The sequence below is a fragment of the Streptomyces sp. NPDC043427 genome, assembly GCF_056436655.1.
The window spans coordinates 78,153-103,040 of sequence record NZ_JBWKCC010000017.1 but is presented as its reverse complement, the minus strand read 5'-3'; the positions used below and the strand labels follow the sequence as shown (position 1 = coordinate 103,040).

At 71.3% G+C, this 24,888-nt stretch carries 27 protein-coding genes; 24 read left to right on the top strand and 3 right to left on the bottom strand.

What is annotated here, in order from left to right; translation table 11 throughout:
• The first annotated feature begins 49 nt into the window (after window positions 1-49).
• The 19 genes from AC067M_RS25730 to AC067M_RS25640 all read left to right on the top strand — a co-directional run bounded on the left by AC067M_RS25730 (window position 50) and on the right by AC067M_RS25640 (window position 16,242).
• Entirely contained in the window at window positions 50-325 is a 276-nt protein-coding gene (locus AC067M_RS25730; protein ID WP_208299019.1) for an acyl carrier protein, read from the top strand.
• A complete protein-coding gene (locus AC067M_RS25725) occupies window positions 322-609 on the top strand; it encodes an acyl carrier protein (protein ID WP_478699383.1) in 288 nt (95 codons plus the stop codon). The genes AC067M_RS25730 and AC067M_RS25725 overlap by 4 nt, the downstream gene beginning before the upstream one ends.
• On the top strand, window positions 599-1,765 hold the full coding sequence (locus tag AC067M_RS25720; protein WP_478699382.1) for a beta-ketoacyl-[acyl-carrier-protein] synthase family protein: 1,167 nt from the start codon (window positions 599-601) through the stop codon (window positions 1,763-1,765). Before AC067M_RS25725 ends, AC067M_RS25720 begins: the two co-directional genes overlap by 11 nt.
• The gene (locus AC067M_RS25715) at window positions 1,762-2,640 is read left to right on the top strand and encodes a hypothetical protein (protein ID WP_478699381.1); all 879 of its coding nucleotides are present in this window, start codon (window positions 1,762-1,764) and stop codon (window positions 2,638-2,640) included. Before AC067M_RS25720 ends, AC067M_RS25715 begins: the two co-directional genes overlap by 4 nt.
• Window positions 2,627-4,273: a class I adenylate-forming enzyme family protein gene (locus tag AC067M_RS25710; RefSeq protein WP_478699380.1), complete on the top strand. Its 1,647-nt coding sequence runs from the start codon at window positions 2,627-2,629 to the stop codon at window positions 4,271-4,273. Before AC067M_RS25715 ends, AC067M_RS25710 begins: the two co-directional genes overlap by 14 nt.
• The gene (locus AC067M_RS25705; protein WP_478699379.1) at window positions 4,270-4,806 is read left to right on the top strand and encodes a hypothetical protein; all 537 of its coding nucleotides are present in this window, start codon (window positions 4,270-4,272) and stop codon (window positions 4,804-4,806) included. The genes AC067M_RS25710 and AC067M_RS25705 overlap by 4 nt, the downstream gene beginning before the upstream one ends.
• Before the next feature lie 3 nt (window positions 4,807-4,809).
• Window positions 4,810-5,724, top strand: a complete 915-nt coding sequence (locus AC067M_RS25700; RefSeq protein WP_478699378.1) for an NAD-dependent epimerase/dehydratase family protein — start codon at window positions 4,810-4,812, stop codon at window positions 5,722-5,724.
• On the top strand, window positions 5,721-7,406 hold the full coding sequence (locus AC067M_RS25695) for an MFS transporter (protein ID WP_478699377.1): 1,686 nt from the start codon (window positions 5,721-5,723) through the stop codon (window positions 7,404-7,406). Before AC067M_RS25700 ends, AC067M_RS25695 begins: the two co-directional genes overlap by 4 nt.
• On the top strand, window positions 7,318-8,004 hold the full coding sequence (fabG, locus tag AC067M_RS25690; protein ID WP_478699376.1) for a 3-oxoacyl-ACP reductase FabG: 687 nt from the start codon (window positions 7,318-7,320) through the stop codon (window positions 8,002-8,004). The genes AC067M_RS25695 and fabG overlap by 89 nt, the downstream gene beginning before the upstream one ends.
• A gap of 63 nt (window positions 8,005-8,067) precedes the next feature.
• Entirely contained in the window at window positions 8,068-8,589 is a 522-nt protein-coding gene (gene cpt, locus AC067M_RS25685) for a chloramphenicol phosphotransferase CPT (protein WP_478699477.1), read from the top strand.
• A gap of 257 nt (window positions 8,590-8,846) precedes the next feature.
• Window positions 8,847-9,050 (top strand): cold-shock protein, encoded by a 204-nt coding sequence (locus tag AC067M_RS25680; protein WP_133928200.1) that lies wholly within the window; start codon window positions 8,847-8,849, stop codon window positions 9,048-9,050.
• Between the two features lie 186 nt (window positions 9,051-9,236).
• Window positions 9,237-10,820, top strand: coding sequence for a DEAD/DEAH box helicase (locus tag AC067M_RS25675; protein ID WP_478699375.1), 1,584 nt, complete (start codon window positions 9,237-9,239; stop codon window positions 10,818-10,820).
• A gap of 6 nt (window positions 10,821-10,826) precedes the next feature.
• Window positions 10,827-11,141, top strand: a complete 315-nt coding sequence (locus AC067M_RS25670; RefSeq protein WP_478699374.1) for an SCO5918 family protein — start codon at window positions 10,827-10,829, stop codon at window positions 11,139-11,141.
• Between the two features lie 137 nt (window positions 11,142-11,278).
• Window positions 11,279-11,611, top strand: coding sequence for a MerR family transcriptional regulator (locus AC067M_RS25665; RefSeq protein WP_478699373.1), 333 nt, complete (start codon window positions 11,279-11,281; stop codon window positions 11,609-11,611).
• Between the two features lie 91 nt (window positions 11,612-11,702).
• The gene (locus AC067M_RS25660; RefSeq protein WP_478699372.1) at window positions 11,703-12,116 is read left to right on the top strand and encodes a VOC family protein; all 414 of its coding nucleotides are present in this window, start codon (window positions 11,703-11,705) and stop codon (window positions 12,114-12,116) included.
• 154 nt (window positions 12,117-12,270) lie between these two features.
• On the top strand, window positions 12,271-12,558 hold the full coding sequence (locus AC067M_RS25655) for a DUF4190 domain-containing protein (protein WP_478699371.1): 288 nt from the start codon (window positions 12,271-12,273) through the stop codon (window positions 12,556-12,558).
• Between the two features lie 286 nt (window positions 12,559-12,844).
• A complete protein-coding gene (locus tag AC067M_RS25650; RefSeq protein WP_478699370.1) occupies window positions 12,845-14,044 on the top strand; it encodes a hypothetical protein in 1,200 nt (399 codons plus the stop codon).
• Between the two features lie 20 nt (window positions 14,045-14,064).
• Window positions 14,065-14,439 carry a hypothetical protein gene (locus tag AC067M_RS25645; protein WP_478699369.1) on the top strand — a complete coding sequence of 125 codons (375 nt, stop codon included), beginning with the start codon at window positions 14,065-14,067 and terminating at the stop codon, window positions 14,437-14,439.
• A 183-nt stretch (window positions 14,440-14,622) separates the two neighbouring features.
• Window positions 14,623-16,242: an alpha/beta hydrolase gene (locus tag AC067M_RS25640; RefSeq protein WP_478699368.1), complete on the top strand. Its 1,620-nt coding sequence runs from the start codon at window positions 14,623-14,625 to the stop codon at window positions 16,240-16,242.
• Between the two features lie 81 nt (window positions 16,243-16,323).
• Here the strand turns inward: AC067M_RS25640 and AC067M_RS25635 are convergent, their stop codons facing one another.
• Window positions 16,324-16,797: an MSMEG_6728 family protein gene (locus AC067M_RS25635; RefSeq protein WP_478699367.1), complete on the bottom strand. Its 474-nt coding sequence runs from the start codon at window positions 16,795-16,797 to the stop codon at window positions 16,324-16,326.
• Between the two features lie 142 nt (window positions 16,798-16,939).
• On the opposite strand from AC067M_RS25635, the gene AC067M_RS25630 reads away from it, so the two are divergent.
• Both AC067M_RS25630 and AC067M_RS25625 read left to right on the top strand, forming a co-directional pair.
• Window positions 16,940-17,215 carry a hypothetical protein gene (locus tag AC067M_RS25630; protein WP_478699366.1) on the top strand — a complete coding sequence of 92 codons (276 nt, stop codon included), beginning with the start codon at window positions 16,940-16,942 and terminating at the stop codon, window positions 17,213-17,215.
• Window positions 17,216-17,354: 139 nt separating this feature from the next.
• Window positions 17,355-19,112: a SpoIIE family protein phosphatase gene (locus AC067M_RS25625; RefSeq protein WP_478699365.1), complete on the top strand. Its 1,758-nt coding sequence runs from the start codon at window positions 17,355-17,357 to the stop codon at window positions 19,110-19,112.
• Between the two features lie 43 nt (window positions 19,113-19,155).
• Here AC067M_RS25625 and AC067M_RS25620 read toward each other — a convergent pair whose 3' ends face one another.
• A complete protein-coding gene (locus tag AC067M_RS25620; RefSeq protein WP_478699364.1) occupies window positions 19,156-19,755 on the bottom strand; it encodes a phosphoribosylanthranilate isomerase in 600 nt (199 codons plus the stop codon).
• A 413-nt stretch (window positions 19,756-20,168) separates the two neighbouring features.
• On the opposite strand from AC067M_RS25620, the gene AC067M_RS25615 reads away from it, so the two are divergent.
• From AC067M_RS25615 to AC067M_RS25605, 3 genes are all read left to right on the top strand, one after another.
• A complete protein-coding gene (locus AC067M_RS25615) occupies window positions 20,169-21,773 on the top strand; it encodes an alpha/beta hydrolase (protein WP_478699363.1) in 1,605 nt (534 codons plus the stop codon).
• 243 nt (window positions 21,774-22,016) lie between these two features.
• Window positions 22,017-23,054 (top strand): chitinase, encoded by a 1,038-nt coding sequence (locus AC067M_RS25610; RefSeq protein WP_478699362.1) that lies wholly within the window; start codon window positions 22,017-22,019, stop codon window positions 23,052-23,054.
• 328 nt (window positions 23,055-23,382) lie between these two features.
• Complete coding sequence (locus AC067M_RS25605) at window positions 23,383-23,892, top strand: hypothetical protein (RefSeq protein ID WP_478699361.1); 510 nt, start codon at window positions 23,383-23,385, stop codon at window positions 23,890-23,892.
• Window positions 23,893-24,359: 467 nt separating this feature from the next.
• Here the strand turns inward: AC067M_RS25605 and AC067M_RS25600 are convergent, their stop codons facing one another.
• The gene (locus AC067M_RS25600; RefSeq protein ID WP_478699360.1) at window positions 24,360-24,860 is read right to left on the bottom strand and encodes a hypothetical protein; all 501 of its coding nucleotides are present in this window, start codon (window positions 24,858-24,860) and stop codon (window positions 24,360-24,362) included.
• Window positions 24,861-24,888: the final 28 nt, after the last annotated feature.

Below are 24,888 nucleotides of genomic sequence, written 5' to 3'. Positions count from 1 at the left end.
GCCGCTCACCGGAACCACTCACCGGAACCATTCACTGGAGACGCTGATCATGAGTACGTCGACCCTGGAAGACGAGATCCGCGAGTTCGTCCTGACCGCGGTCATCGACGAGATGAACCTCCTGACGAGCCGCGACGGCATCACCGACGAGAGCCCGTTGACCGTCGGCGGGCTGGAGGTGGACTCGCTGAGCCTGATCGAGCTCACGATGCGGCTCGAGTCGCGTTTCGGCGTGGCGATACCGGACACCGACATCGAACCCCTGGCCACCCTGACCCTCGGCGGACTCGTCGCCGACGTCGTCCGACGCGGTGCGAAGGCATGAGCACGGAAGCGACGGCGCCCCTCACCACCGACACCGTCCGGGAGCTGCTGTCGGACCGGAAGATCTTCCCGGGGCTGCCGGACGACCTCGACGAGGACGCCGAACTGGTCCTGGACTCCCTCGGGCTGGTGTGGCTGCTGCACCTGGTCGAGGAGCGTTACGGACTCGTCGTGAAGCCCAGCGACGAGGACATCTCCGGCCTGGTGTCGCTCCGGAGCCTCACGGACTACCTGCAAGCAGCGCAGCGCGATGCGGCCGGAGGGGGCGACCGGGATGAGCGGTGAGGTCACGGTGACCGGATACGGGGTACGCACCGCGTTCGGCACCGGGGCCGAGGCCCTTCGGCGCGGGGTCTTCGCGGGAGTCCCGGGGTTCGCCCCCACCTCGAGGTTCGACACCGGCCCGTACCGTACGCCGATGGCGGCTGCCGCCCCCGACGGCCCCGACGCGGTCGAGGGCTGGGCGCTGCGCCCCGCGCTCGCCCGGTGCGGTGCGCAGGCCCTCGACATGGCGGGCCTGCGCCCGGGCACCGAGGCGGCGGTCCTGCTCGGCATCGCCGGAGACCAGACCAGCGTCACGCGGTACTGGCGGGGCACGGGCTCCACCGGGGAGGACCGGGTCGCCGACGCCGTGCCCGCGCGGCTCGCCGAGGCGCTGGCCGACGGGCTCGGGCTGCACGGGCCGCGGCTGACCTTCACCAACGCCTGTGTCGCCTCCGCCGCCGCGATCATCCACGCCTGCCGGCTGATCTCCTCCGGGCGGACCGACGTGGCGGTCTGCGCGGGCGGTTACCTCGTGGAGGAGGAGACCTTCGGGAAGTTCGACTCGGGACGGGCGCTGTCCCAGGACGGCGCGGTGCGCCCGTTCAGCGCCGACCGCAGTGGACTGCTGCTGGGCGACGGGGTGGCGGTCGTCGTGCTGGAGTCCGCCGAGCACGCCCGGCGCCGCGGGGCCCGTCCGCTGGCGTCCGTCGTCGGCTGGGGCGCGGCCACGGACGCCCACCACATCGCCCAGCCGCACCCCGAGGGCGCCGGTCTGGCCCGCGCGGCACGGCAGGCGGCCCGGCTGGCCGGTGACCCGGACGGGGCCGCCCTGGGCTACGTCAACGCCCACGGCACCGGCACGAAGTACAACGACGGGGCCGAGACCCGCGGACTGCGGGCCGCGTTCCCCGGCCGGGCGGAGGCGATCCCGGTCAGCTCAACCAAGGGCACCACCGGCCACCTCCTGGAGGCGGCGGGCGCCGTGGAGTTCGTGATCACGCTGCTGGCCCTGACGGACGGCGTCCTGCCGCCGACCGCCGGGTTCACCACGCCGGACCCGGAGTGCGACCTCGACTACGTGCCGAACCGGCCGCGCCAGGCCGACCTGCGCCGGGCCCTCACCGTCAACGCCGCCTTCGGGGGCGCCAACACCGCACTCCTCCTGGAGCGGCCATGACGACGACCGGGAACACGCGCGACCCGAAGAACACGGGCGGCGCCGAGAAGGCCGTGCTGCGGTCCGCCCTCGGTGTCCTGGCCACCGCCACCGCCACCCACGGCACCGGCCGCGACGACGACATCCCGCTGCCGAAGCTGCCCGGCTTCCTGTGGTCCGCCTTCAGCCCGCTGGCGTTCGAGGTGAGCAGCCGGTGTCTGACCGAGGCGCCCGGTGACGGTTCCCGCACCGCCGTGGCGCTGGCGAGCCTGATGGGTGACACCACCACCGCCGACATGGCCAGTCGGCGCATGGTCTCGGGGGAGGTCCACAACCCGATCCTGTTCATGCAGGCCACCCCCAACTCCGTACTGGGCCACATGAGCCGGGAGTTCGGGATCACCGGGCAGATGTTCAGCCTCTCCGCCCTCGACGACCCGGTGACCGAGCTGCTCGCCATGGCGGATCTGCTGCTGGAGGATCCCGGGTTGGACCGCGTCCTGGTCCTTGGCGTGGAGCTGGGCGGCGGTGAGCGCCTGGCCGCCGCGTACCGGGAACTGGCCGCCGACAGCGGCCGTCCGGTCCCCGAGCTCCCGGAGTCCGCGGGCCTCGCGGCGGCGGTGCTGCTCGGCCGCGCCGACACCGGGGCACCGGTGACGGTCCGGTCGGCCGAGACGGCGTACGACACCGGCCCCGACGACCGTGCCCCGGGCGCAGCCTGGCATCACGGCAGCGTCCAGGGCCTGTTCGAGCTGGCCGCCGCCCACCGGCGGCTGCTGCGGGACGGCGGCGGTCACCGCCTGGTGACGGAACCCCGGGCGCGGCGCGGCCCGGCCGCTTTCACCCTGCTGGCCCACGGCTCACGGAACGAGACGGAGACCCATGCTCATCAGTAGGCAGGAGCGGGCACGGATCTGCTCCGACACCGAACTGGGCGCCGGCAACGTCCTGGAGCGCCTGGGGGCGTACGGCCGACCGCTCGACGAACCCGTGCTGCGGACGGCCGGCGACTGGCGGGCGCCGGACGGCAGCCGCCCCGAGGTGCTGACGCTCGGCAGGCTGTACGAGGTGGTCGAGACGTACGCGGGCTGGTACGCCGCCCACGGTGTGCGGCCCCGCGACCCGGTCGCCGTCCACACCTCCTCCAGCGCCGAGTTCGCGGTGAACTTCCTGGCGCTGACGTCCCTCGGCGCGATCCCGTCGTTCGTCAACGGCAACCTGGCTGCGGAGACCGCCCGGGAGTACGTACGCCGACAGGGTGCCGTCGGCGCCTTCACGGACGCGGCGCACCACGACGTGCTGTCCGGACTCGGCTTCCTCGTCACCGCCGACGCCATCCGGCCCGAGCACCGCGCGTCGCTGCCGTCGGCGTACCCGTACCGGCACGACCCGACCGACCCGGTGCTCATCTCGCACTCCTCCGGCACCACCGGCACGCCCAAGGGCGTGCCGCACACCCACCGGACGCTGATGTACGCGCAGTCGCACCGGCTGCGCTACTCCACCGGCACCGACATGGAGCGCACGCTGGTGGGACTGCCGGGCGCGCACAACGCCATGGTGGCGACGCTGCTGTACTGCCTGCTGCTGGGCACCGACATCAAGCTGCTCTCCAGCCAGCGCGGCGCCGACGTGCTCGACGCCGTCGAGGACTTCCGGCCGACCACCGTGCTGGCCTTCGCCGGCACCTTCGGCGAGATGGCCGCCGAGGACCTGACCCGCCGTGACCTGTCCAGCGTGCAGGTGTGGTTCAACACCGGGGACGCGGCGCACGAGGCGCACATCCGGGCGCTCGTCCAGCACGGGAGCCACCTGGAGATCGGCCGGGACCTCAGCCGTACGCGGGTCGGGGGTTCGGTCTTCGTGGACGGGCTCGGCTCGTCGGAGGCGGGCTACTCCGTCTTCCACAACCGGCACACCAAGGACACCTCGGCCTACTCGCGCTGCGTCGGCAAGCCGATCAGCTTCGCCGAGGCCGCCGTGCTCGCCGAGGACGGCACCCCGCTGCCGCCCGGGCGGACCGGCCGCCTCGGGCTGAAGTCACCGACGCTGACGCCCGGTTACTGGAACGACTCGCTGACCTGGAACCGGATGCGGCTCGGCGGCTACTGGCTCACCGGCGACCTCGCCCGCCAGGACGAGGACGGCAACTTCTACCACCTGGACCGGGCCGCGGACGCCGTCCGCACCCGGGCCGGGATCGTCTTCAGCACCCGCACCGAGGAACTCCTGCTGGCCGAGCTGCCCGAGCTGGCCGACTGCACGATCGTCGGCGTCGCACCGGACGGCGTACGGGCCGACTGGGACGGCGACGGTCAGGCCGAGGCGTACGCGCTGCTCCAGCTCGCGGACGGGCGCGGTGACGACGGTGGGTGGACCGAGCGGGTCAACGCCTCCCTCACGGCCGCGGGTCTCCCCCCGGTCACCCGCGCCCTGCTCATGAAGCCCGACGACGTGGCGAAGGGCGCCACCGGCAAGGTCCTCAAACGCGTGATGCGCGACCGGTTCACCTCCAAGGAGCAGGCATGAGCACCCAATCCGCCCGGGCCGGTGAGGCGTACCGGCTGTGGTGGCAGCACGACGCCAACTGGTACCAGGGGGTGGCCGCGCGGTTCGGGCAGGAGATCGCGAACGAGATCAACGCCGAGGCGCTGCGCAAGATCGCCCTGCACGTCGGGCAGCGCGTCGGCCGGCTGTCCGGCCCGCTCCCCGACACCGGTGACACCCGCAAGGACCTGGAGGAGCTGCGCCGCCGCTACGACGACTGCGGCGACCGGATGTTCCCGCCGGAACTGCGCAACGCCTCCACCGAGGTCGAGGACGACGATCTGATCGTGCTCACCCTGAAGCGGAACTTCGCCGTCACGATGGTGCGGATGGCCGGTTCGCTGGAGGGCTACCGCTGCCCGTGCACCGCCATCCACGCGGGCTGGTCCGAGGGACTCGGCGTGACTTTGACGGAGAACCGGGCCGAGAGCTGCCTGAAGGACGGCGACCAGGCGTGCCGCCTGCTGATGCGGGTGGCCCCGGTCGCTCCGGTCACTCCGGAGAGAGGGGACTGAGCCGTGCGGGTACTGGTCGCCGGGGCCACGGGAGTGGTCGGGCATCCGCTGGTGGGCGCGCTGCGGGCGCGGGGCCACGAGGTGAGCGCGCTGGTGCGGGAGGCCTCGCGGGCTCCGGAGGCGGACGGGGTCGTGGTCGCCGACGCCCTCGACCGCGAGGCCGTGCTGGCGGCGGTGACGGCCGCACGGCCCGAGGTGGTCGTCCACCAGTTGTCGGCGTTGCGCCTGCTGCGCGACGACCCTCCGGAAGCCTTCGCGCGGACCGCGCGGCTGCGCACCGAGGGCACCGCGCACCTGGTCGAGGCGGCCCGCGCGGCCGGTGCGCGGCGGCTGGTCGCGCAGTCCGTCGCCTTCGCCGCGGCCCCGGCCGGGCCCTGGGTCCTCGACGAGGACGCGCCGCTGTACGTGGACGCCCCGGACCCCGGCTGGGCCGCCACCGTGCGGGCGGTCGCCGAGCTGGAGCGCCGGGTGACGGGCGGCGGCCTCGCGGGGGTGGTGCTGCGCTACGGCACGTTGTACGGCCCCGGGACGGCGTACGCCCGTACCGGCGGGACCGGGCAGCGGGTGCTGGCCGGGAGGTTCCCGCTGCCCGAGGGCGGGGCCGGCGTCACGTCGTTCCTGCATGTGGAGGACGCCGTGGGGGCGGCCGTGGCGGCCGTCGAGTCGGAGGCCACCGGCCGCTTCCACATCACGGACGACGAGCCGGCCGCGGCCGCGCAGTGGCTGCCGCACTACGCCCACGCGCTCGGCGCGCCGCCCCCGCGCACGATCCCGGCAGCCCTCGCGCCCCGGCTGTTCGGCTGGTTCATGGCCCATCAGCTGACCACGGCACGCGGAGCGGCCAACGACCGGGCCCGTACGGCGCTGGGCTGGAAGCCGCGGCGGCCGAGCTGGCGGGAGGGGCTGGGGCGGGGATGACGGGACACAACGGGCACCGTTCGTGGCCCGTCCTGCTGGTCGTCGTCTGTGCCCAGATGTTGATCTGGCTGGACACCTCGGTCCTCAACGTCGCGGTCACCACGCTGGCCGATCCGGCCGAGGGCCTGGGCGCGACCCCGGCGGAACTGGAGTGGGTGGCGAGCGCCTACACCCTGGTCTTCGCCGGCACCCTCTTCGCGGGCGGCGCGCTCGCCGACCGCTTCGGCCCGCGGACCACGCTCGTCGCCGGGCTGGCGCTGTTCGGCGCCGCCTCCGGCGCGGGCGCGTTCGCGGGGAGCCCGGCCTGGCTGATCGTGGCGCGCGCCTTCATGGGTGCGGGCAGCGCGCTGCTGATGCCCGCGACCCTGTCGGTCATCGTGCAGAGCACCCCGCAGGAGAAACGCACCCGGGCCATCGCGATCTGGAGTTCGTCCAGCGGCCTGGGCGTCGCCGTCGGCCCGGTCGTGGGCGGGGCGCTGCTCAGTCACTTCTGGTGGGGCTCGGTGTTCCTGGTCAACGTGCCGATCGTGGCCCTGTGCCTGGCCGGGGTGGTGGCCGTGGTGCCCGCGCTGAAGGGCCCCGGACGCAGGGTGCTCGACCTGCCGGGCCTCGCGTGGTCGGTCCTCGGTCTCGGCGGTGTGGTCTACGGGATCATCGAGCTCGGCAGCGGACAGCGCTGGTACGGGGCACACGTCCTGCTGCCCCTCGCCCTGGGCGGCGCCCTGCTCGCGGTCTTCGTGGCCGGTCAGCGCCGGTCCCCGACACCCAGCCTGGACGTGCGGCTCTTCCGGCAGCCCGGGTTCTCGGCCGGGAGCGTGGTGCTGCTGATCGCGTTCATGGCGCTGGCCGCGCACCTGTTCTACGCGGCCTTCTATCTCCAGGGGCCCCGCGGGCTCTCCCCCGCCGACGCCGGAACCGTGATGATCGCCGCCGCCGTCGGCATCGTCCTGGGCAGTCAGGCGTCCCCGGCGGTGAGCAGGCTGCTGTCGGCCCGGTGGACGGTCGCCGCCGGGGTCCTGGCCACGGCGGCCACGTACGTCGGCTATCTGTGGTTCGACGCGGGCACCCCGCTCGCGGTCGTCGCCGCGCTGCTGTGGGTGCAGGGCTTCGGCATGGGCCTGGTCGGCACCCCGGTGACGGCCGTGATGATGAGGGAGGTGCCGCCCCAGCTCGCGGGCGCCGGATCGGCCGTCAACAGCGTCACCCGGCAGGTGGGCGGCACGCTCGGGGTGGCGATGGCCGGCTCGATCCTCTCCGCCGTGTACCGGGAGCGGATGGCGGACGCCACCCTGCCCGGTGACGCGCGGGGACTGTCGGCCGACGCGGCGGACCAGGCCCGCTCCTCGGCCGAGGCGGCCCGCTCACTGGCCGGTTCGCTACGCCTGCCGGAGCTTGCGGCCACCGCCGACCGCGCCTTCCTCGACGCGATGTACGCGGCGACGCTCGCGACCGCCGTACTGGCCTTCGTCGGGTTCCTCGTGGCCGTGGTGGGGCTGCGGGTTCGGGATGTCCACAGCGGAGAGGGAAGCGGAAAGGTAGGGGACGACAGTGGCAGGGACGAGCGCACGAACGGCGACGGCCCGGTCGGTCTTCGTGACCGGGGGCAACAGGGGGATCGGGCTGGCCATAGCCCGCCGCTTCGCGACGGCGGGAGACCGGGTCACGGTGACCTACCGCGGTGAGGAGCCGCCCGCCGACGAGAATCTCCTCGCCGTACGATGCGATGTGACGGACAGTCAGCAGGTCGACCGCGCCTTCGAGGAGGCCGAGGCCGCCCACGGCCCGGTCACCGTCCTGGTCGCCAACGCGGGCGCCGCCCAGGACCGGTTGCTGGCGCGGATGAGCGAGGAGGACTTCACCTCCGTCATCGACACCAACCTCACCGGTGCCTTCCGGGTCGCCCGGCGCGCGGTGCGCGGAATGCTCGCGCAGGGTCATGGCCGTATCGTCCTCATCTCCTCCACGGCGGCCCTGCACGGCGCCCCCGGGCAGACCAACTACGCCGCGGCGAAGGCCGGGCTGGTCGGTTTCGCCCGGTCGCTGACCCACGAACTCGGCCCCCGGGACATCACCTGCAACGTGGTGGCCCCCGGCCTGACCGAGACGGACATGGCCCGCGCGCTCACCGAGCAGCAGCGCCGCGCCCTCCTCGACCGCACCCCGGCCGGCCGCCCGGCCCACCCCGACGAGGTCGCCGACGCGGTGGCGTTCCTGGCCGGCGCGGGCTGTGTGCGCGGCGCGGTGATCCCGGTCGACGGGGGCGCGGGGCTGGGGCACTGAGGGCGAACAAAGCCCGCGCGGCCGAACTCGCAGGGCCCTTACTGTGACCCGGTGACGACTCGGATGATCATTCTCAACGGTGGTTCCAGCTCGGGGAAGTCGGGGATCGTACGGTGCCTGCAGGCCGTACTGCCTCATCCGTGGCTGGCGTTCGGGGTCGACGCGTTCGTCGAGGCTCTGCCCGCGAGGATGCAGGGGGCGGACGGGGGGATCACCTTCACCGCGGACGGCGGGGTAAGCGTCGGGGCGGACTTCCGGGCGCTGGACGCGGCCTGGGTGGAGGGCGTCGCGGCGACGGCCCGGGCCGGTGCCCGGGTCATCGTCGACGACGTCTTCCTCGGCGGAGCCGCGTCCCAGCAACGGTGGCGGAAGGCTCTGGGCGAACTGCCCGTACTGTGGGTCGGCGTCAGATGCGAGAGCGCGGTCGCCTCGGGCCGTGAGGTCGCACGAGGAGACCGGGTCCAGGGGATGGCCGCCCTGCAGGCGGACGTGGTACACGAAGGCGTGTACTACGACCTGGAGGTGGACACGACGCACACCGAGTCCCTGGTGTGCGCGCGAACCATCGCGGCCCAGGTCAGCTGACTTCCGGCCGGGATATGTGCGGTCGGGGCGGAGCAATATCTGTCGTGACGGGATGAGAAAGTGCCGCGGCGCGCGATGAATGTTCTTCTTCCCGCCGACAGGGTGAAATTGTTCACCGCGTCCGGACGATCGCAGCGTGCTACTGTCGATGCCAGTTGCAGTTGTGGTTCCCAGAAGATTTTTCCGACGGGTGATCATCACGGCGACCGGAGACCGCACAGGGCGGCTTCCGAACACCGCCCCGAAGGAGAAACAAAATGGCTACTGGAACCGTGAAGTGGTTCAACTCGGAAAAGGGCTTCGGCTTCATCGCGCAGGACGGCGGCGGCCCCGACGTCTTCGCCCACTACTCGAACATCGCCACCCAGGGCTTCCGTGAGCTGCAGGAGGGCCAGAAGGTGTCGTTCGACATCGCGCAGGGTCAGAAGGGCCCGACGGCCGAGAACATCATTCCCGCCTGACACCGGGACTGACACATCTTTCGCAGCTGGGGCCCGCACCTTGGGGTGCGGGCCCCGGCTCGCTGCGTTTCAGGGCGCCCCAAGAGGATTACGGCCCTTATAGTTTTCGGCTCGTTCTCGCGATTCTCCGCGCCGCTCCACCGCTCCGGGAATTCCTTGACACGTGCCGCGTCAAGGAAGGTTCCCATGAGTCATGCGCGCACTGCCCGCGCCACCACCAAATCCCGCGCACCCCGTACCGCGGGACGCTCGGGTCAGGGACGCCGACAGGCCCCGCCCCAGGGTGAGTTCACCCCGCCGAAGACGCTGACGCCCGCGTTGCCGGCCGTCGAGTCGTTCGAAGACCTCGACCTGCCGACGCCGTTGCTGACCGCACTCGGCCACGAAGGCGTGACCGTGCCGTTCCCCATCCAGGGAGCGACCCTGCCGAACTCCCTCGCCGGACGTGACGTGCTCGGCCGCGGCCGCACCGGGTCGGGCAAGACCCTCGCGTTCGGCCTCGCGGTACTGGCCCGTACGACGGGCCGACGCGCCGAGCCACGGCAGCCGCTGGCTCTGATCCTCGTCCCCACCCGCGAACTCGCCCAGCAGGTCACCGACGCGCTCACTCCGTACGCCCGCGCCGTGCGGCTGCGGATGACGGCCGTGGTCGGCGGGATGTCGATCGGCAGGCAGGCCCGCGCGCTGCAGAGCGGCGCGGAGGTCGTCGTCGCGACACCGGGGCGGCTCAAGGACCTCATCGACCGGGGCGACTGCCGGCTGGACGACGTGGACATCACCGTCCTCGACGAGGCCGACCAGATGACCGACATGGGCTTCATGCCCCAGGTCACCGCCCTGCTGGACCAGGTGCGAGCCGACGGACAGCGGCTGCTGTTCTCGGCCACGCTGGACCGCAACGTCGACCGCCTGGTCCGCCGCTACCTCACCGACCCGGTGGTCCACTCCGTCGACCCGTCGGCGGCCGCGGTCACCACCATGGAGCACCACGTCCTGCACGTGCACGAGGCGGACAAGCAGCAGACGACCACCGAGATCGCGGCACGCGACGGCCGCGTCATCATGTTCCTGGACACCAAGCACAGGGTGGACCGGCTGACCAAGCACCTCCTGCGCAGCGGCGTCCGCGCCGCCGCCCTGCACGGCGGCCGGTCTCAGCCGCAACGCACCCGGACCCTAGCCCAGTTCAAGAGCGGGGACGTGACGGTGCTGGTCGCGACCAACGTCGCGGCACGCGGCATCCACGTCGACAGCCTCGACCTGGTCGTCAACGTGGATCCGCCCGGCGACCACAAGGACTACCTGCACCGCGGCGGCCGTACGGCCCGGGCCGGCGAGTCCGGCACCGTCGTCACGCTGGTCACCCCCGACCAGCGGCGCGACATGACCCGGCTGATGACGTCGGCGGGCATCACCCCACAGGTCACCCCCGTACGGTCCGGTGAGGAGGCACTGAGCCGCATCACCGGCGCCCAGGCCCCTTCCGGCGTCCCGGTCGTCATCAACGTGCCGACGACGGTGGCACGCCCGCGCCGGGCGGCTTCCGCGAAGCCGTCTCGGTCTTCGCAGTCGTCTCGTTCGTCGCAGACGTCTCGTTCGTCGCAGGCGTCTCGCTCTTCGCAGCAGTCTCGCTCTTCGCAGGCGTCTCGCTCTTCCCAGCCGTCTGCGTCTGCTCAGTCTTCTGCGTCTTCTGCGTCGTCTCCGTCGTCTTCTTCACAGAGCCGTCGCGGCCGTACCCGGAAAGCCCGCTCGTCCCCCTCCCCCCTGTGAGGCATCATGCGCTGTGTCATCGCCCGATACCCGTTCGACCTGACCAAGGACGGGGTGCTGGACTCGATGAAGGGCGTCACGCCCGAGTCCATCACCGGTGAGTCCGTGACCATCGGCCGTCGCCGTTACCCCGTCAAGCAGGTGGGCGCGGTCATCACCCGGCAGGACCGCCGTGACTTCACCAGCGGCGAGGTCGTCCGGGCCATGACCCGTCTCGGGTTCACCTGCCACCCCCACCCCGAGGCCACGCCTCTGGAAGCCGCCTCTCCGTACCTGACCGCGTCGGAAGCGCTCGGCGGCGCCGTTCACCCGGACGTATGAGGACGGGCAGGACAAGCCGACGTCAGGACAGCACGTAAGGCCGGTTCCATAGCGGGGTCGGCCGATGGTGTTGAATCGGGGCCGTGGAGTGCCGTAGGGCGCGCCACGGCTCCGAGACGTTTGCATGACGAGGTGACATGACGGCAGACAGTCCGCTCGACGGTCGGCTGGACGACGACGACTACCCGGCGTACACGATGGGCCGGGCCGCCGAGATGCTCGGCACCACGCCCGGCTTCCTCCGGGCCGTCGGGGAAGCCCGTCTGATCACTCCGCTCCGCTCCGAGGGCGGGCACCGCCGGTACTCGCGCTATCAGCTGCGGATCGCCGCCCGCGCCCGCGAACTCGTCGACCAGGGCACGCCGATCGAGGCGGCCTGCCGCATCGTCATCCTCGAGGACCAGCTCGAGGAAGCCCAGCGCATCAACGCGGAGTACCGCCGCGCGGCGAGCGAGGCGACGCAGGACTGAGACCTACGGACGAGCCGCTCCGGGTGCCGTCGTCAGTGCCGCGGTCTAGTCTCCGCACTAATGACCCTTTGCCCCCTTCTGGGAGGTTCTGATGGCCTCGCGACTCAACCCGTACATCAGCTTCGACGGTGACGCCCGGCAGGCGATGGAGTTCTACCGGGAGGTCTTCGGCGGCGACCTGAGCCTCAACACGTACGGCGCCTTCGGCCGGCAGGACGCCCCGGAGGCCGACAAGATCATGCACGGCACGCTGGAGACGCCGAGCGGTTTCACCCTCATGGGCGCCGACGCCCCGCCCGGCACCCGGCACGACCCCGGCAACAACTTCTCCGTGAGCCTGAGCGGCGAGGACGACGCCGAACTGCGCGGTTACTGGGAGAAGCTGTCCACCGGCGGCTCGGTGTCCGTCCCCCTCGAGAAGCAGATGTGGGGCGACGTGTTCGGCATGTGCACGGACCGGTTCGGCATCCCGTGGATGGTCAACATCAGCAAGCCGCAGGACTGAAGCCACCGGGTGGGCGGTCCAGGCGAACCGGGCGGCGGCTGCTTTCGATGAGTCCCTGACATGGGACCGCCCCGGCGGGGCACTCGCGGCTGTAACGGAAAGGCAAAGGGCGTGTGGACATTCGGTCCGCACGCACGTCAACCGGGAGTGTCCAATGGCGAGTTACGGCAGTTCCTCTGCCGCGTCCTCCGGATCGCGCACCAACGGCATGGCCATCGCGAGCCTGGTCTGCGGCATCGTCGGACTGTTCCTACTGAACATCGTCCTGGGCCCGCTGGCCATCGTCTTCGGCGCCGTCGCCCGCCGCCAGGCGGCCGGGAGGAACGGCGGCGGCATGGCGAAGGCCGGCATCATCCTGGGCATCGTCGACGTCGTGCTCTGGCTCGTCCTGCTGGCCGTCGCCGCCAGCAACGGCGGATTCAGCTGGTACGTGGGCGGCTGACGGCAGGCGCCGACCAGTCCTCGATCCCACGTCGGCCGTAAACAGAGGGCCCCCGGCAGGGTGCCGATGAGGACACGGCGGCCCTGCCGGGGGTGTGAACTGCTGTCGTGTGACGGCGCATGAGTGTGTTCTGGCATGTATGGGTGAGTGCCGGGCGCGGTGGTATGTGCGGCTGCGACCCCTGGAAGGGAATGGGAGTTTGTTTGTCGAGTGTGTGACCTTTGCCGGTGGTGGTCGTTGGGCGGGGTGACGGGGTCTTCGGCTGGCGTGAGGCGGGGGTGAGGGGATGGGCGGGGTGCGGGAGTTGGCGGTGCCGTTCGTGGTTCCCGGCCCCTCGGGAGTGGCGGTCCGTGACCGGCTCAGGCAGCTGACGGCCAGGGACGAGCAGGTACTGCGTCTGATCGGTGACCACCTGGGCACGCTGGCTGCCCGGGATCTCAAGGCGCGGTGCGCGGCCGGGCTGGAGCATGACAGCGGCCAGTGGGCGGAGCGCAAGCGCACCCTCACCCCGCAGTCGTCCTCGCGCTGGGCCGGGTCGATCACGAAGGCCACGCACGATCAGTGGGCGCTGGCCCGCCGCGGACAGCTCGCCCACATCCAGAGCCTGCAAGCGGGCGTCAGGATGATCGCGCACCGGCTGTCCCTCCCGGTGGGGGAGAAGGGCAGCAAACGGGCGCCGGGCGGTTACCGCAGCAAGCGGGAGTGGCATGCCAAGCGCCGCCTGCACGTCCTCGCAGACCGGTTGGAGGCGGCCCAGGCCGGGCGTGAGGCCGGGCGCGTGCATGTGGTGCGCGGCGGGAAGCGGCTGCTGAACACCCGCCACCACCTGGACACGGCGCAGCTCGCCGAGGAGCAGTGGCGCGAGCGGTGGCAGGCCGAACGCCGCTTCCTCCAGGCGGACGGCGAGTCCGGCAAGCGGTACGGCAACGAGACCATCCGCGTCACCCCGGACGGCGAGGTCTCGATCAAGCTTCCCGCGCCGCTGGCGCACCTGGCGAACGCGTCGCACGGCCGGTACGTGCTGTCCGCCCGGGTGGGCTTCGCGCACCGGGGCGAGCAGTGGCGCGACCGGGTCGCCACTCATCGGGCGGTTGCCTACCGCATCCACGAAGACACGGTGCGGGGCCGCTGGTACCTGACCGCCTCCTGGACGATTCCCCCGGTCCAGACCGTCCCCCTGGCCACGGCCCGCGCGGCGGGTTTGGTCGGTGTCGACACCAATGCCGACCACCTGGGGTATTCGGTCCGGCGACGGACGGCACCGCCCCCTGCTCACCGGAGTGATGAGCAGGGGCATCGGACCGTCCAGGCCCGACCAGGCACCCCAGGGTGCGAGGGAAGCCGCCCCCGCGTTCCCGGACCACGGACACGATCCGTACGCGCCGGACGCGGAGCGAACGCGGTCGACCAGAACGCCCAACACCGTCCGGGGCGTCCGGCTGAGCGTGAGCCCTGGCAACAGGACTCACTCCCGCTCAGCCTCTAGAAACGGTAGGCTCCTCGTCCATGTCGCACCCTGATGAGCTGCTCGTCGGCATTGCCACGATGGTGGAGTCGAAGCACAGCAGTCAGATGTCCCTCACCGTCGTGGTCCCCGGAGCCGTCATCACGGGCCGGCTCGCCCCGGAAGCCCTGTGGAAGGAGCGGGTGGCGGAGGTGCTGCGGGACTCCAGTCAACTGGCACCGTTCGCCGCCGCGTTCACCGCGCGGGACCACGACTCCGGATCACCGCAGGGCCAACGTCCCACACACCTGCACTTTCACCTCGCCCGCATCCTCCAGGGCAACATGGGCATCCCCGACACGGGCGGCATGTACCGCGTCGCCCTGGCCGACGTGAGCGCATGGACCATCGGGGACATCGGCTACACGGACACGTAGAGCGCCCCCTCGGGCAGGTGGCGCCCGTGCGAACTACCGCCGGGTAGTGGAGAGATCGAGCAAAGGGACGTCCACAAGAGCCCGCCCATTCCCATTTCCCCTCGGGTTGAGCTAGACATGCCCCCGAACTGGGCTTCAAGACGGGGGTCTTGACAGCTCATCGACCCGAGGGGAAAACACGCATTGAGTACGAGACGTTTCACGCCTCTGAGGGTCACCGCGGCCGCGGTGACCGCACTCGTCCTCGCCGGAACAGGGGCGCTGACCGCCCAGGCGACCCAGCCGCCGCCCGAGGAGCCGCCCGTGCCGACCCTCGCCTGGTCGGACTGCCAGGGCGGCTTCGAGTGCGCGAACGCCCAGGTGCCGCTGGACTACCGCGAACCGCAGGGCAAGGCCATCACCCTCGCGGTGATACGCAGGAAGGCCGCGGACCAGTCGAAGAAGAAGGGCACCCTCTTCCTCCAGCCCGGCGGCCCGGGCAACTCCGGTGTGGACTTCGTCCGCGGCAACTACGCGGACCTGCCGGCCGCCCTGCGCGACTCGTTCGACGTCTTCGGCTACGACGTCCGCGGTGTCGGACGCAGCTCCCAGGTCCAGTGCTGGGACGACGCGACGTACACCCAGGCCGTCACCGCGGCCAAGGGCGTGCCCGGCCCGGACGCCTACGAGCCGGCCGTGCGCCAGGCCGCCGACTTCGACAAGGCCTGCCAGGACAACGCGGGCGAGATGCTGCCGTACGTGGGCACCGCGTACGTCGCCCGTGACATCGACCTGCTGCGCCAGGCGCTCGGCGAGGACCAACTCACCTACTACGGGCGCTCGTTCGGCTCCTACATCGGCACCGTCTACGCCTCCATGTTCCCGGACCGGGTGCGCGCCCTGGCGCTCGACGGCGCGTACGACCCGGTGCACTACTCCTACAAGCCGTACAAGTACGACCGGCCCCAGTACCTGGCCCTGGACGGCGCGATGAGCCGCTTCCTCGACTGGTGCAAGGCCGACCAGGCCACCTGCGGCTTCGGTGACGGCGACCCGCGTGGGGCGTTCGAGAAGCTGAAGGCCGACCTGGACGCCAACCCGGTGCCGACTGCCAACGGCGGTCAGGCCAACGGCTACACCCTCGTCTACCGTCTGATGTTCAACATCAACACGGGCAAGGTCATCTGGCCCTCGTTCGGCGAGGCCCTGCGCAAGGCGCAGCAGCGCGACAACACCTCCTTCCTGCTGCGGCCGCCGTCCCCGGCGAGCTTCGACTTCCTCAACCCGAACGTGGTCGTCGAGTGCGTCGACAAGGACTACCCGAGTGACCCGGCCCTCCTGAAGCGCCAGGTCACGAAGAACGCCAAGCTGGCGCCGCTGCTCGGCCCGGCGATGGCGTACGGCCCGCCGACCTACGACCACCAGCACGCCACGGCCTGCGCCCAGTGGACCGGCGAGCACACCAGCCGCTACGAGGGCTCCTACCGCGCGAAGGGCTCGGCTCCGATCCTCGTCATCGGCAACACCGGCGACCCGGACACCCCGTACCAGGACGCGGTGGCGCTGTCCCACCGGCTCGACAACGGCCGTCTGCTCACCTTCGAGGCCGAGGGGCACACCGCCTTGAACCGCAGCGTGTGCGCGACGGACGCGATCACGAGCTACCTGGTGGACCTGAAGGTTCCGGCCCGCGGCACGACCTGCGCGGACGAGACCCAGCCGCCGTCCTCCACGCCCAAGGTCGCCCCGTCCGGCACGACGCTGGGCGAACTCCGCAACGGCGTGAGCGACCGCGTCGACCACATCGGCGCCCTGCGCCGCTGACCTCCGCATCCGCCGACACGTGAGGCGCCGGGCCGGCGACGGCCCGGCGCCTCACCGGTCGCGCGCCGCGTACGCCGGACGTCACCCGCTCGCTCCCCGGTCCGTCGTCGGCCAGACGTACGGCAGATCGTCCGGAACGCCGGGGAAGAGCGGTGCGTAGGTGGCCGGGTCCTTGCGCACCAGTGCGGACCGGTGGCTGCGGTGGAAGGCGCGGTCGCCGAGCCAGGAAGGCAGTTCCCCGGCGGCTGCCAGCAGCGCCTGCTCACGGATCGGCGCGCGCGGGCGGACCGTGGCCAGGTCCGCGACAAGGGTGGCCGCGCAGCTGTCCTGGTGGCCCTGCTCACGCCACACCTTGCAGATCTCCAGGCCGTAGCGGACCAGCGCCTCCTCGTATCCGGCCCACATCCGCACGGCCGGATGCCGACGCCATCCGTAGCCGGGCACGACGAGGCCACGCAGGACCTGCAACGCCTCGACCCGCTGCTTGCCGAGGCGGCGTCGGTCCAGGACGAGCGCGGAGGCCCTGAAGTCGGGATGGGGCAGAAAGGTCTGCATGGTGCCTCACCGAGTACCACGAAGAGCGCATAAATCGATAATCCAGGCAAAATTCCTGAAAGTGATTTCTTCCGGTCGAAAGGGTCACTCGCGGAAGTACTCAGCGCCTGCTGAGGCACCGGCACGCGAACGGGAGAGTTCCATGATCATCGAGAAGATGCACAAGATGGGTGTCCGCAGCGAGCACGCCTACGTGGCCGCCTTCACCTCCATCGGCCTCAGCGTCGTCAGCTGGTTCGGCAGCCTGAAGGCCGAACCCGGCACCGGGCTCGACCGCGCCGACCGGTGGGGCATCTTCGTGGGCGAATGGGCCCCCACCTTCTTCGGTCTCGGCCTCGCCCTGTCCCACTACGAACAGCAGGACGGCACCCTGACCGCCACCGTCCACGAATTGCGGGAGCAGCGGCAAGCAGGCTGACACCTGCTCAGCCGTGAGGGCGCCGACGGCCGGGCCGTCCGAAGACGTGGACATCGTCCTGCGGGTGCGCGGCCCGGCCCCCTGAGCCAGACTGGAGCGTGGCACGGCCTCGTCAAGGTGCGGCTGAGGAGGATTCGGCGTGGACGTTGACCGACCTCCACCCCACTGGCTCTTCTCGGGCGCCGAGGACTTACTGCTGTCCGCCCTGAGGGACGCGCCCGAGCACCTGGTCGAGCAGGCGCACGAATACCGGCTCCTGCGGAGCATCCTCGACGGTACGCCGGCCGCCGTGGCCGTGATGGACGAGCGGCTGCGCTACCGGTACGTGAACTCCGCCATGGCCCGGATGAGCGGGGTGGAGGCCTCGACGTTCCACGGGCGGACCATGTCCGAGGTGCTGCCGGGGATGCACCGCTCCGACGAGGTGCTGCGCATGGTCCTCAACGACGGACGGCCCCGCGCGCTGTCCGTCACCGGCACGACGTGGAACAGCTCACCGTTCACCCACCGGCAGTGGAGCGCCGTCTACCACCGCATCGAGGCCGAGGGGCGGACGCTCGGCCTGTGCGGCGTCGCGGTCGAGGTGAGCGGGATGCGGCAGTACATGGACGACCTGGAGAAGGCGCACCAGCGGCTGGCGATGCTCGACACGGCCGCCACGCGGATCGGCACCACGCTCCAGGTCGACACGACCTGCGCCGAACTGGCCGACTTCGTCGTACCGACGCTGGCCGACATGGCGTCCGTGTGGACGCTGGACGAGGAGACCGACGACGCGCCGCCGCCCGCCCACAGTCTCGTACGCCTGCGCATCACGGCCGCAGCGGGACGCATCGACATCCTCCGTCGCCTCGGGCTGATCGCCAAGGAAGGCGACTACTTCGACGTCCCACGCGACTCCCACACCCGGCGGTGCATGGACACGGGCCGCCCCTGGGTGGGGAACCTCGTCACGGACGATGTCCTGCTCAAGGTGGTGCAGACCCGGTTCAACCTGGAGGTGATCCGCGCCGCGGAGATCCACTCCGTGCTCCTCGTGCCGCTGCCGACCAAGGGGCATCCGATCGGTGTCGTCTACCTGTTCAGGTCCGGGGACTCGGCGCCCTTCACGAACGAGGACGTGATCGTGGCGCAGGACCTGGCCGCCCGGGCCGTCGTCGCCATAGACAACGCCCGCCAGTACACCTTCGAGCACACCATGGCCCTGGAGCTGCAGCGCGCGCTGCTGTCCGAGCCGGGCAGCCCGCACCCTGACATCGAGGTGGCCTCCCGCTATCTGCCGGCGGGGCGGCGCGCCCTGGTCGGCGGGGACTGGTGCGACTCGATCGCCCTGCCGTGCGGCCGCACCCTCCAGGTCGTGGGGGACGTGATGGGCCACGGGTTCACGGCGGCCGTCGCGATGAGCCACTACCGGTCGCTGCTGCGCACGCTGGCCGTCTCCAGCGCGCCCGTCGACGAGATCCTGGCGGAGGCGGACCACCGGGTGGCGAGCATCGGGGTCGACCGGGTGGCCACCTGCCTGCTGGCCCTGGTCGACCCCGCCTCCGGGACCTGCACCGTCTCCAGCGCGGGCCATCCCCCGCCGGTCCTGCTGCGCCGCGAGGCCACCGCCGGACTCGTCCCGGTCACACCGGGCCCCCCTCTGGGGACCGACCTGGGAGGGCACGAGGCGGTGACCGTGCCGCTGCCGCCCGGAGAGGTGCTCCTGCTCTACTCGGACGGTCTGGTGGAACAGCGCCGGGCGGACATCGACGCCTCGCTGCGGCGCCTGACCGACCTCAGCCTCGAAGTGGCCGCCCCACTGGAGGACGTCCTCGACACCGTCCTCGCCCGCCTGGTGTACGGGCCCGCGGAGGACGACGTCACCCTGCTGGCCGCCCGCCTGCGCGCGACCTGACGCCCGGGGCCCGGGCCACGGCGCGGCCGTCCGACACCCGGGCTCACCCGGCGGCGCGGGCCGCCGCCACGAACTCCGTGATCAGCTCCGGGTCCTTGACGCCCCGGCTGCTCTCCACCCCGCTGGACACGTCGACGCCCCAAGGCCGCGTGGCGGCCACGGCCTCCCGCACGTTGGCGGGGCTGAGGCCCCCCGCGAGGAGCCACTTCTCACCGGGAGCGGCGAGCGACTTGCAGGACCAGTCCCAGGCGACGCCGGAGCCCGGCACGGGGGCGTCGAGGAGGAGCATGTCCTCGCCCAACTCACCGAAACGGGGCGCGTGTTCACCGAAGGCCGTGGCCCGGATGAGGGTCCGTCCCCCCGCCGCCAATCCGTCGTAGTAGGCACGGTCCTCAGGCCCGTGCACCTGCACGGCGCGAATCCCGGACTCGTCGGCCAACGCCCGAACGTCGCTCAGAGGTTCGCCGCGGAACACACCCACCGTCAGAACGCGCTCCGGCACCCGGCGGGCCAACCGCGCGGCCGTGGAGACGTCCACACGGCGCGGGCTGTCCGAGAAGACGAAACCGATGGCGTCGGCGCCCGCCTCGACGGCCGTGTCGACGTCCCGTTCGGTCTTCAGGCCACAGATCTTGACGAACATTGACTGCTCCCTTCCTCGATGGCGAGGGGATTTCTGGCTCAGGCTGCCTGGCGAGACCGTACGTGGTGCGACATACGCACACCCGTGCCCTCATCGCGCCACAGTCACCACGACCAGCGAACACAGGCACACGCCTTCGCCTTACCCGGCTTCACCGGTGACCCTAAGGGCGCTCCGCGCCCTGTGTGACCAGACACAGTGACGCTCCCCGTCGCCATCACAAAATGCGATCCTCCCCGGCGGAACGTCGGGGCAAGAACCAAGCGTTGTACGCGGGTTGCTCACGCCGACGCTCCATATTGGGTCAAGTTTTTAGTCCAACGACCTTCATGCGTACGCGTTCTTCCGGAACGATGCGGCATGGACCGTGAACTCCGCGGTCCTCGACCCCCCTCACGTTCTGAGAGAACTTCATGAGAAAAAGCGCAGCCGTGCTGTGCGGCGCCACCGTCGTACTGGCCGGGACGCTCACGGCCGGCCCCGCCGACGCGAGTGTGTCGCAGTCCGCGGGCATCCCGAGTGTGCCGCAGGTGACTTGGAAGAAGTGCGGAACGGACGACCACCCGACGCTCCAGTGCGCGTCGCTGAAGGTGCCGCTCGACTACGCGAAACCGCGCGGCAAGCAGATCACCCTGGCGCTGACCCGCGTGCCGCACACCGCGAGGACGTACCAGGGCCCGCTGCTGGTCAACCCCGGCGGCCCCGGCGGCAGCGGCCTCACCCTCGCCGGATTCGTCGCCTCGTCGCTGCCCAAGGCGGTGGCGGCGCAGTACGACGTCATAGGCTTCGACCCCCGGGGCGTCGGGGCGAGCAAGCCCGCCCTGGACTGCAAGCCGGGGCACTTCAACCCGGTGCGGCCGCAGTCCGTGCCGAGCACCCCCGCGATCGAGAAGGCCAACCTCGACCGCGCCAAGTCCTTCGCCGCCGCGTGCCGCACGAAGTACAAGGACGTCCTGCCCTACATCAACACGGTCAACGCCGTGAAGGACATGGACTCGATCCGCACGGCCCTGCGCGCACCGAAGATCAACTACTTCGGCTACTCGTACGGCACCTACCTCGGCGCGGTCTACGCGAAGCTCTACCCGCAGCGGGTGCGCCGTCTCGTCCTGGACTCGATCGTCGACCCGACCGGCGTCTGGTACGACGACAACATCGCCCAGGACTACGCCTTCGAGGACCGCCACCAGGCCTTCATGGCGTGGGTCGCCAAGTACAACTCGACGTACAAGCTCGGCACCGACCCGGCCAAGATCGAGGCCAAGTGGTACGCGATGCAGGCGGAGCTCGCGAAGAAGCCCGCCGGCGGCAAGGTGGGCGCGGCCGAGCTGGAGGACACCTTCCTGCCCGGCGGCTACTACAACGGCTACTGGCCCACGCTCGCCCAGGCGTTCGCGGCGTACGTCAACAACAAGAAGGCCGAGCCGCTGGTCGCGGCGTACGAGAACCTCGCGGCCGTCGACGCCTCCGGCGACAACGGCTACAGCATCTACACCTCGGTGCAGTGCCGTGACGCGAGCTGGCCCCGCGACTGGAACCAGTGGCGCAAGGACAACGCGGCCGTCGCCAAGAAGGCCCCGTTCTTCACCTGGAACAACGCCTGGTACAACGCGCCCTGCGCCTTCTGGCCCACGACGTCGCAGAGGCCGGTGAACGTGGCCAACACCAAGCTGCCCCCGGTCCTGCTGTTCCAGGCGACCAACGACGCGGCCACCCCGTACGAGGGCGGCGTCACCGTCCACCGACTCCTGAAGAACTCCAGCCTGGTGGTCGAGCAGGGCGGCGGCAACCACGGCATCAGTCTGAGCGGCAACGCCTGCCTGGACAAGTACCTGGCGACGTACCTCACCAACGGCAAGGTGCCGCACGGCAGGGGCGTGGCGGACGCCGTGTGCCAGAAGACCCCCGACCCGAAGCCGCAGGCCACGGCGAAGGCGGCGCTGAGCGGCGCCACCGCCCAGCCGACGACCACGACGGGCGGCGACGCCCTGCACAGCATGCTCGGCTTCCGCGGCTGATCCCCTGACAGTACGACGAAAAGGCGCCCCCCGGCTTCGGCCGGGGGGCGCCTGACGTGTACGGCGCTCTGCTCGGGCACGGCGCGGCGCGACACAGCCCGGTCAGGTAACTGTAAAGAACCTTGACAACCGATTGGTCTAGTCCAACCATGGTCGCTGTTCGCCCCCACCCCCCTCCCGCCCGCGGCCCTGTTGGGAGCGTCAATGAGACGACCTCGTCCCCTTCGCACTCTGCTGTCCTGTATGACCGTCACCGCCCTGTCGGCCGGGCTCGTCGCCCTCGCAGGCGGCGACGCGCTCGCCGCACCATCCGCGCCCTCGGGCTTCGGGCTCCCCATGCCCTCCCACGTCGCGGCGCCGTACTTCGAGGCGTGGACCGGGGAGAGCCCGGCCGCCCTCGCCGCCGAATCGGGCAACAAGTACCTCACCCTGGCCTTCCTGCAGACCGAGGCGCCCGGCTCCTGCACCGCGTACTGGAACGGCGACAGCACCCAGCCCGTCTCCAGGGCAACCTTCGGCAGCGACATCAGCACCATCCAGGCGCGCGGCGGCAACGTCATCCCGTCCTTCGGCGGCTACAGCGCCGACACCACCGGCACCGAACTCGCCGACAGCTGCACCAGCGTCGACGCCATCGCCGGGGTGTACGAAAGCCTCGTCACGACCTACGGCGTCACCCGCATCGACCTCGACATCGAGGCCGACTCCATCAACAACTCCGCCGGTGTCGACCGCCGCAACAAGGCCATCGCCCAGGTCCAGCGCTGGGCCGAACGCACCGGCCACGAGGTGCAGTTCTCCTACACCCTGCCGACGACCACCACCGGCCTCGCGCCCAGCGGTGTCGCGCTGCTGAGGAACGCCGTCGACAACGGCGCCCGCGTGGACGTCGTCAACATCATGACGTTCGACTACTGGGACGGCGCCACCCACGACATGGCCGCCGACACCGAGACGGCTGCCGCCGGCCTGTACGACCAGCTCGCCGCCCTCTACCCGAAGAAGACCCCCGCGAAGCTGTGGGGCATGGTCGGCGTCACCGAGATGCCCGGCATCGACGACTACGGCCCCGAGGAGACCTTCACCACGCAGGACGCCGTCAAGGTCAGGAACTGGGCCGCCGCCAAGGGCATCAACACGCTCTCCTTCTGGGCCCTCCAGCGCGACAACGGCGGCTGCGTCGGCACGGCCGGCGCCAACTCCTGCTCCGGTATCGCCCAGGACACCTGGTACTTCAGCCACACGTTCGCACCGTTCACGAACGGCGGCGGCAAGGCCTGATCGCCGCCCCGGCCGGCCCCGTCACCCCTCGTCCTCCCCACGACGGGACCGGTCGGCCCCGTAATCGAGCCCGCGCGCCGTCTTCACCAGGGGAGCCAACGGATCCCCCCGCAATGAGGGTTGCCCCAGCCGCACCCTCGCCCTGCGCCAGGAGGTCCGTAGAACACGTGCTCCAGGAGCGAACATTCCGAACGTAATCGCCACGGTTCGCCACCCCTTCCGCGCCGTAGAAATATGCACCAGCATTGCCGTTGCCGGGCCCGGCCACCCCGGCACTGAGGGGAAGATGCGTCCCGCGTCCGCGGGCGAAGGAATCCCGGAGGGCATCATGCGAACAGTCACGCGGCAGGCCATGGAATGGCTCGCCGCCGCCGCGACCGACCCGAGGGCCTGCAAACAGCAGTGGCACGGCGAGAGCGGGATCGCCGTACTGGCCTGCGGCCGGTTCTGGGACGTGCTGAGCGTGCCGGAGGAGATGGGGATGCCCGCCCTCGACGCCCTGCTCTGCGTCCCCCAGCAGCCCGGCCCCGTCCTCGCCGACGCCGCCGCCCGCCGCATGGCCTTCTTCCTGCCGCCGGACCCCGAGGGCCGCTGGATCGGCTCGGGCATCCGGTACGCGGGCCAGGGCGCCTGGATCGCCGTACCCGCACCACACCGCGCCGCCGGGCGCCTGCGCTGGCTGGTGCCGCCCGACGGCAGCGGCGCACTCTTCGTACCCGCCGCCGTGGAACTCGCCCTGCAGCTGGCCCTGGGCCGACGCGCCGCCCAGTCCCTCACGGGCCGAAGATGCCCCACCTGCGGGGCATCGGCGCCGGGGCCGGTCATCCGGGCCGACTGACACCTCAGCGGCGCCCCGTCGCATCAACCCGCTCGACCGGAAGAAACCCGGCCCGTCGCCACGGGGCGGGCCCCAGGGACGTCAGGACGATCCACTGCGGATCACGCTTACCCGGAACCATCCGCCCGCCGACCACCCACTCCGCGACGAGGGCCGCGTAGATGGGCGAGTCCCCCCAGCCGGCCCCGGCGGGTTCTCCGTATGCTCCAGATTCTCCAGATGGCGTCTGCCGGTTTCCACTCGCCAGGAGGAGACGCCCCGTGGTGACAGTGCAATGCATGTCCCTGCAACGTGCCGGCGCGCGCCGCTGGTACGCCCAAACCCGCGCATGGTCCCATCGGATGAGGATGCGTCCCCCGTTAGGGGCCATCCGATTGTCGGACGAGAGCGTCGGAGGACGTCCTGCCGGACAGCAGATTCCTGGGAGGCGGCCCCACGCGTGTCACCGTGACGTCCACGCCCGGACGTCAGCCGGCGAAGCACCCGAACCGCTCCTCGTCCAACCCCTCGTAGTCCCCGCGGGACTTGCTCTCACCCTCACCGAACACCACGCGCCCGACCGACAGCTGCTCCGGCCGGAAGGTCACGAAGCCGAGGCGGATGTCCCCCGACGGCAGGTTGGCGCGCAGGGCGTACGTCGAACCGGGGTCCAGGGAGACGGTCAGCGGCACCCGGGTCACAAAGCCCTCGGGCGCACTCCCGAGCCGTACCCGATGCACCAGCGCGTCCCCCTCCGCCTCGACGCGCCAGAGCGGTTCACCGGGCTCGTCGATGGTGCGGGAGCCGTCCCACCGGAAGAGCTCGACCGCGACGATCCCGTCCCGCCCACCCCCGGGGCACTCACGCCACCCGACGACGGTCCGCCGGCCGTCCTTCTCGACGTACAGCGGGTCGAGCTCCGCCCCACAGCCGCTCAGGAGAAAGGCGAGCCCCACCACGACGGCCGCGACCGTTCTCCGCCACGTCATGCGTCGGAGTTTAGGAGCGGAACGGGTC

Excerpts from the sequence above, each read along its gene's own strand:
- AC067M_RS25730 (WP_208299019.1), top strand. The coding sequence starts at position 50 with ATGAGTACGTCGACCCTGGAAGACGAGATCCGCGAGTTCGTCCTGACC.
- AC067M_RS25725 (WP_478699383.1), top strand. The coding sequence starts at position 322 with ATGAGCACGGAAGCGACGGCGCCCCTCACCACCGACACCGTCCGGGAG.
- AC067M_RS25720 (WP_478699382.1), top strand. The coding sequence starts at position 599 with ATGAGCGGTGAGGTCACGGTGACCGGATACGGGGTACGCACCGCGTTC.
- AC067M_RS25715 (WP_478699381.1), top strand. The coding sequence starts at position 1,762 with ATGACGACGACCGGGAACACGCGCGACCCGAAGAACACGGGCGGCGCC.
- AC067M_RS25710 (WP_478699380.1), top strand. The coding sequence starts at position 2,627 with ATGCTCATCAGTAGGCAGGAGCGGGCACGGATCTGCTCCGACACCGAA.
- AC067M_RS25705 (WP_478699379.1), top strand. The coding sequence starts at position 4,270 with ATGAGCACCCAATCCGCCCGGGCCGGTGAGGCGTACCGGCTGTGGTGG.
- AC067M_RS25695 (WP_478699377.1), top strand. The coding sequence starts at position 5,721 with ATGACGGGACACAACGGGCACCGTTCGTGGCCCGTCCTGCTGGTCGTC.
- cpt (WP_478699477.1), top strand. The coding sequence starts at position 8,068 with ATGATCATTCTCAACGGTGGTTCCAGCTCGGGGAAGTCGGGGATCGTA.
- AC067M_RS25680 (WP_133928200.1), top strand. The coding sequence starts at position 8,847 with ATGGCTACTGGAACCGTGAAGTGGTTCAACTCGGAAAAGGGCTTCGGC.
- AC067M_RS25675 (WP_478699375.1), top strand. The coding sequence starts at position 9,237 with ATGAGTCATGCGCGCACTGCCCGCGCCACCACCAAATCCCGCGCACCC.
- AC067M_RS25670 (WP_478699374.1), top strand. The coding sequence starts at position 10,827 with ATGCGCTGTGTCATCGCCCGATACCCGTTCGACCTGACCAAGGACGGG.
- AC067M_RS25665 (WP_478699373.1), top strand. The coding sequence starts at position 11,279 with ATGACGGCAGACAGTCCGCTCGACGGTCGGCTGGACGACGACGACTAC.
- AC067M_RS25660 (WP_478699372.1), top strand. The coding sequence starts at position 11,703 with ATGGCCTCGCGACTCAACCCGTACATCAGCTTCGACGGTGACGCCCGG.
- AC067M_RS25655 (WP_478699371.1), top strand. The coding sequence starts at position 12,271 with ATGGCGAGTTACGGCAGTTCCTCTGCCGCGTCCTCCGGATCGCGCACC.
- AC067M_RS25650 (WP_478699370.1), top strand. The coding sequence starts at position 12,845 with ATGGGCGGGGTGCGGGAGTTGGCGGTGCCGTTCGTGGTTCCCGGCCCC.
- AC067M_RS25645 (WP_478699369.1), top strand. The coding sequence starts at position 14,065 with ATGTCGCACCCTGATGAGCTGCTCGTCGGCATTGCCACGATGGTGGAG.
- AC067M_RS25635 (WP_478699367.1), bottom strand. The coding sequence starts at position 16,797 with ATGCAGACCTTTCTGCCCCATCCCGACTTCAGGGCCTCCGCGCTCGTC.
- AC067M_RS25630 (WP_478699366.1), top strand. The coding sequence starts at position 16,940 with ATGATCATCGAGAAGATGCACAAGATGGGTGTCCGCAGCGAGCACGCC.
- AC067M_RS25620 (WP_478699364.1), bottom strand. The coding sequence starts at position 19,755 with ATGTTCGTCAAGATCTGTGGCCTGAAGACCGAACGGGACGTCGACACG.
- AC067M_RS25615 (WP_478699363.1), top strand. The coding sequence starts at position 20,169 with ATGAGAAAAAGCGCAGCCGTGCTGTGCGGCGCCACCGTCGTACTGGCC.
- AC067M_RS25610 (WP_478699362.1), top strand. The coding sequence starts at position 22,017 with ATGACCGTCACCGCCCTGTCGGCCGGGCTCGTCGCCCTCGCAGGCGGC.
- AC067M_RS25605 (WP_478699361.1), top strand. The coding sequence starts at position 23,383 with ATGCGAACAGTCACGCGGCAGGCCATGGAATGGCTCGCCGCCGCCGCG.
- AC067M_RS25600 (WP_478699360.1), bottom strand. The coding sequence starts at position 24,860 with ATGACGTGGCGGAGAACGGTCGCGGCCGTCGTGGTGGGGCTCGCCTTT.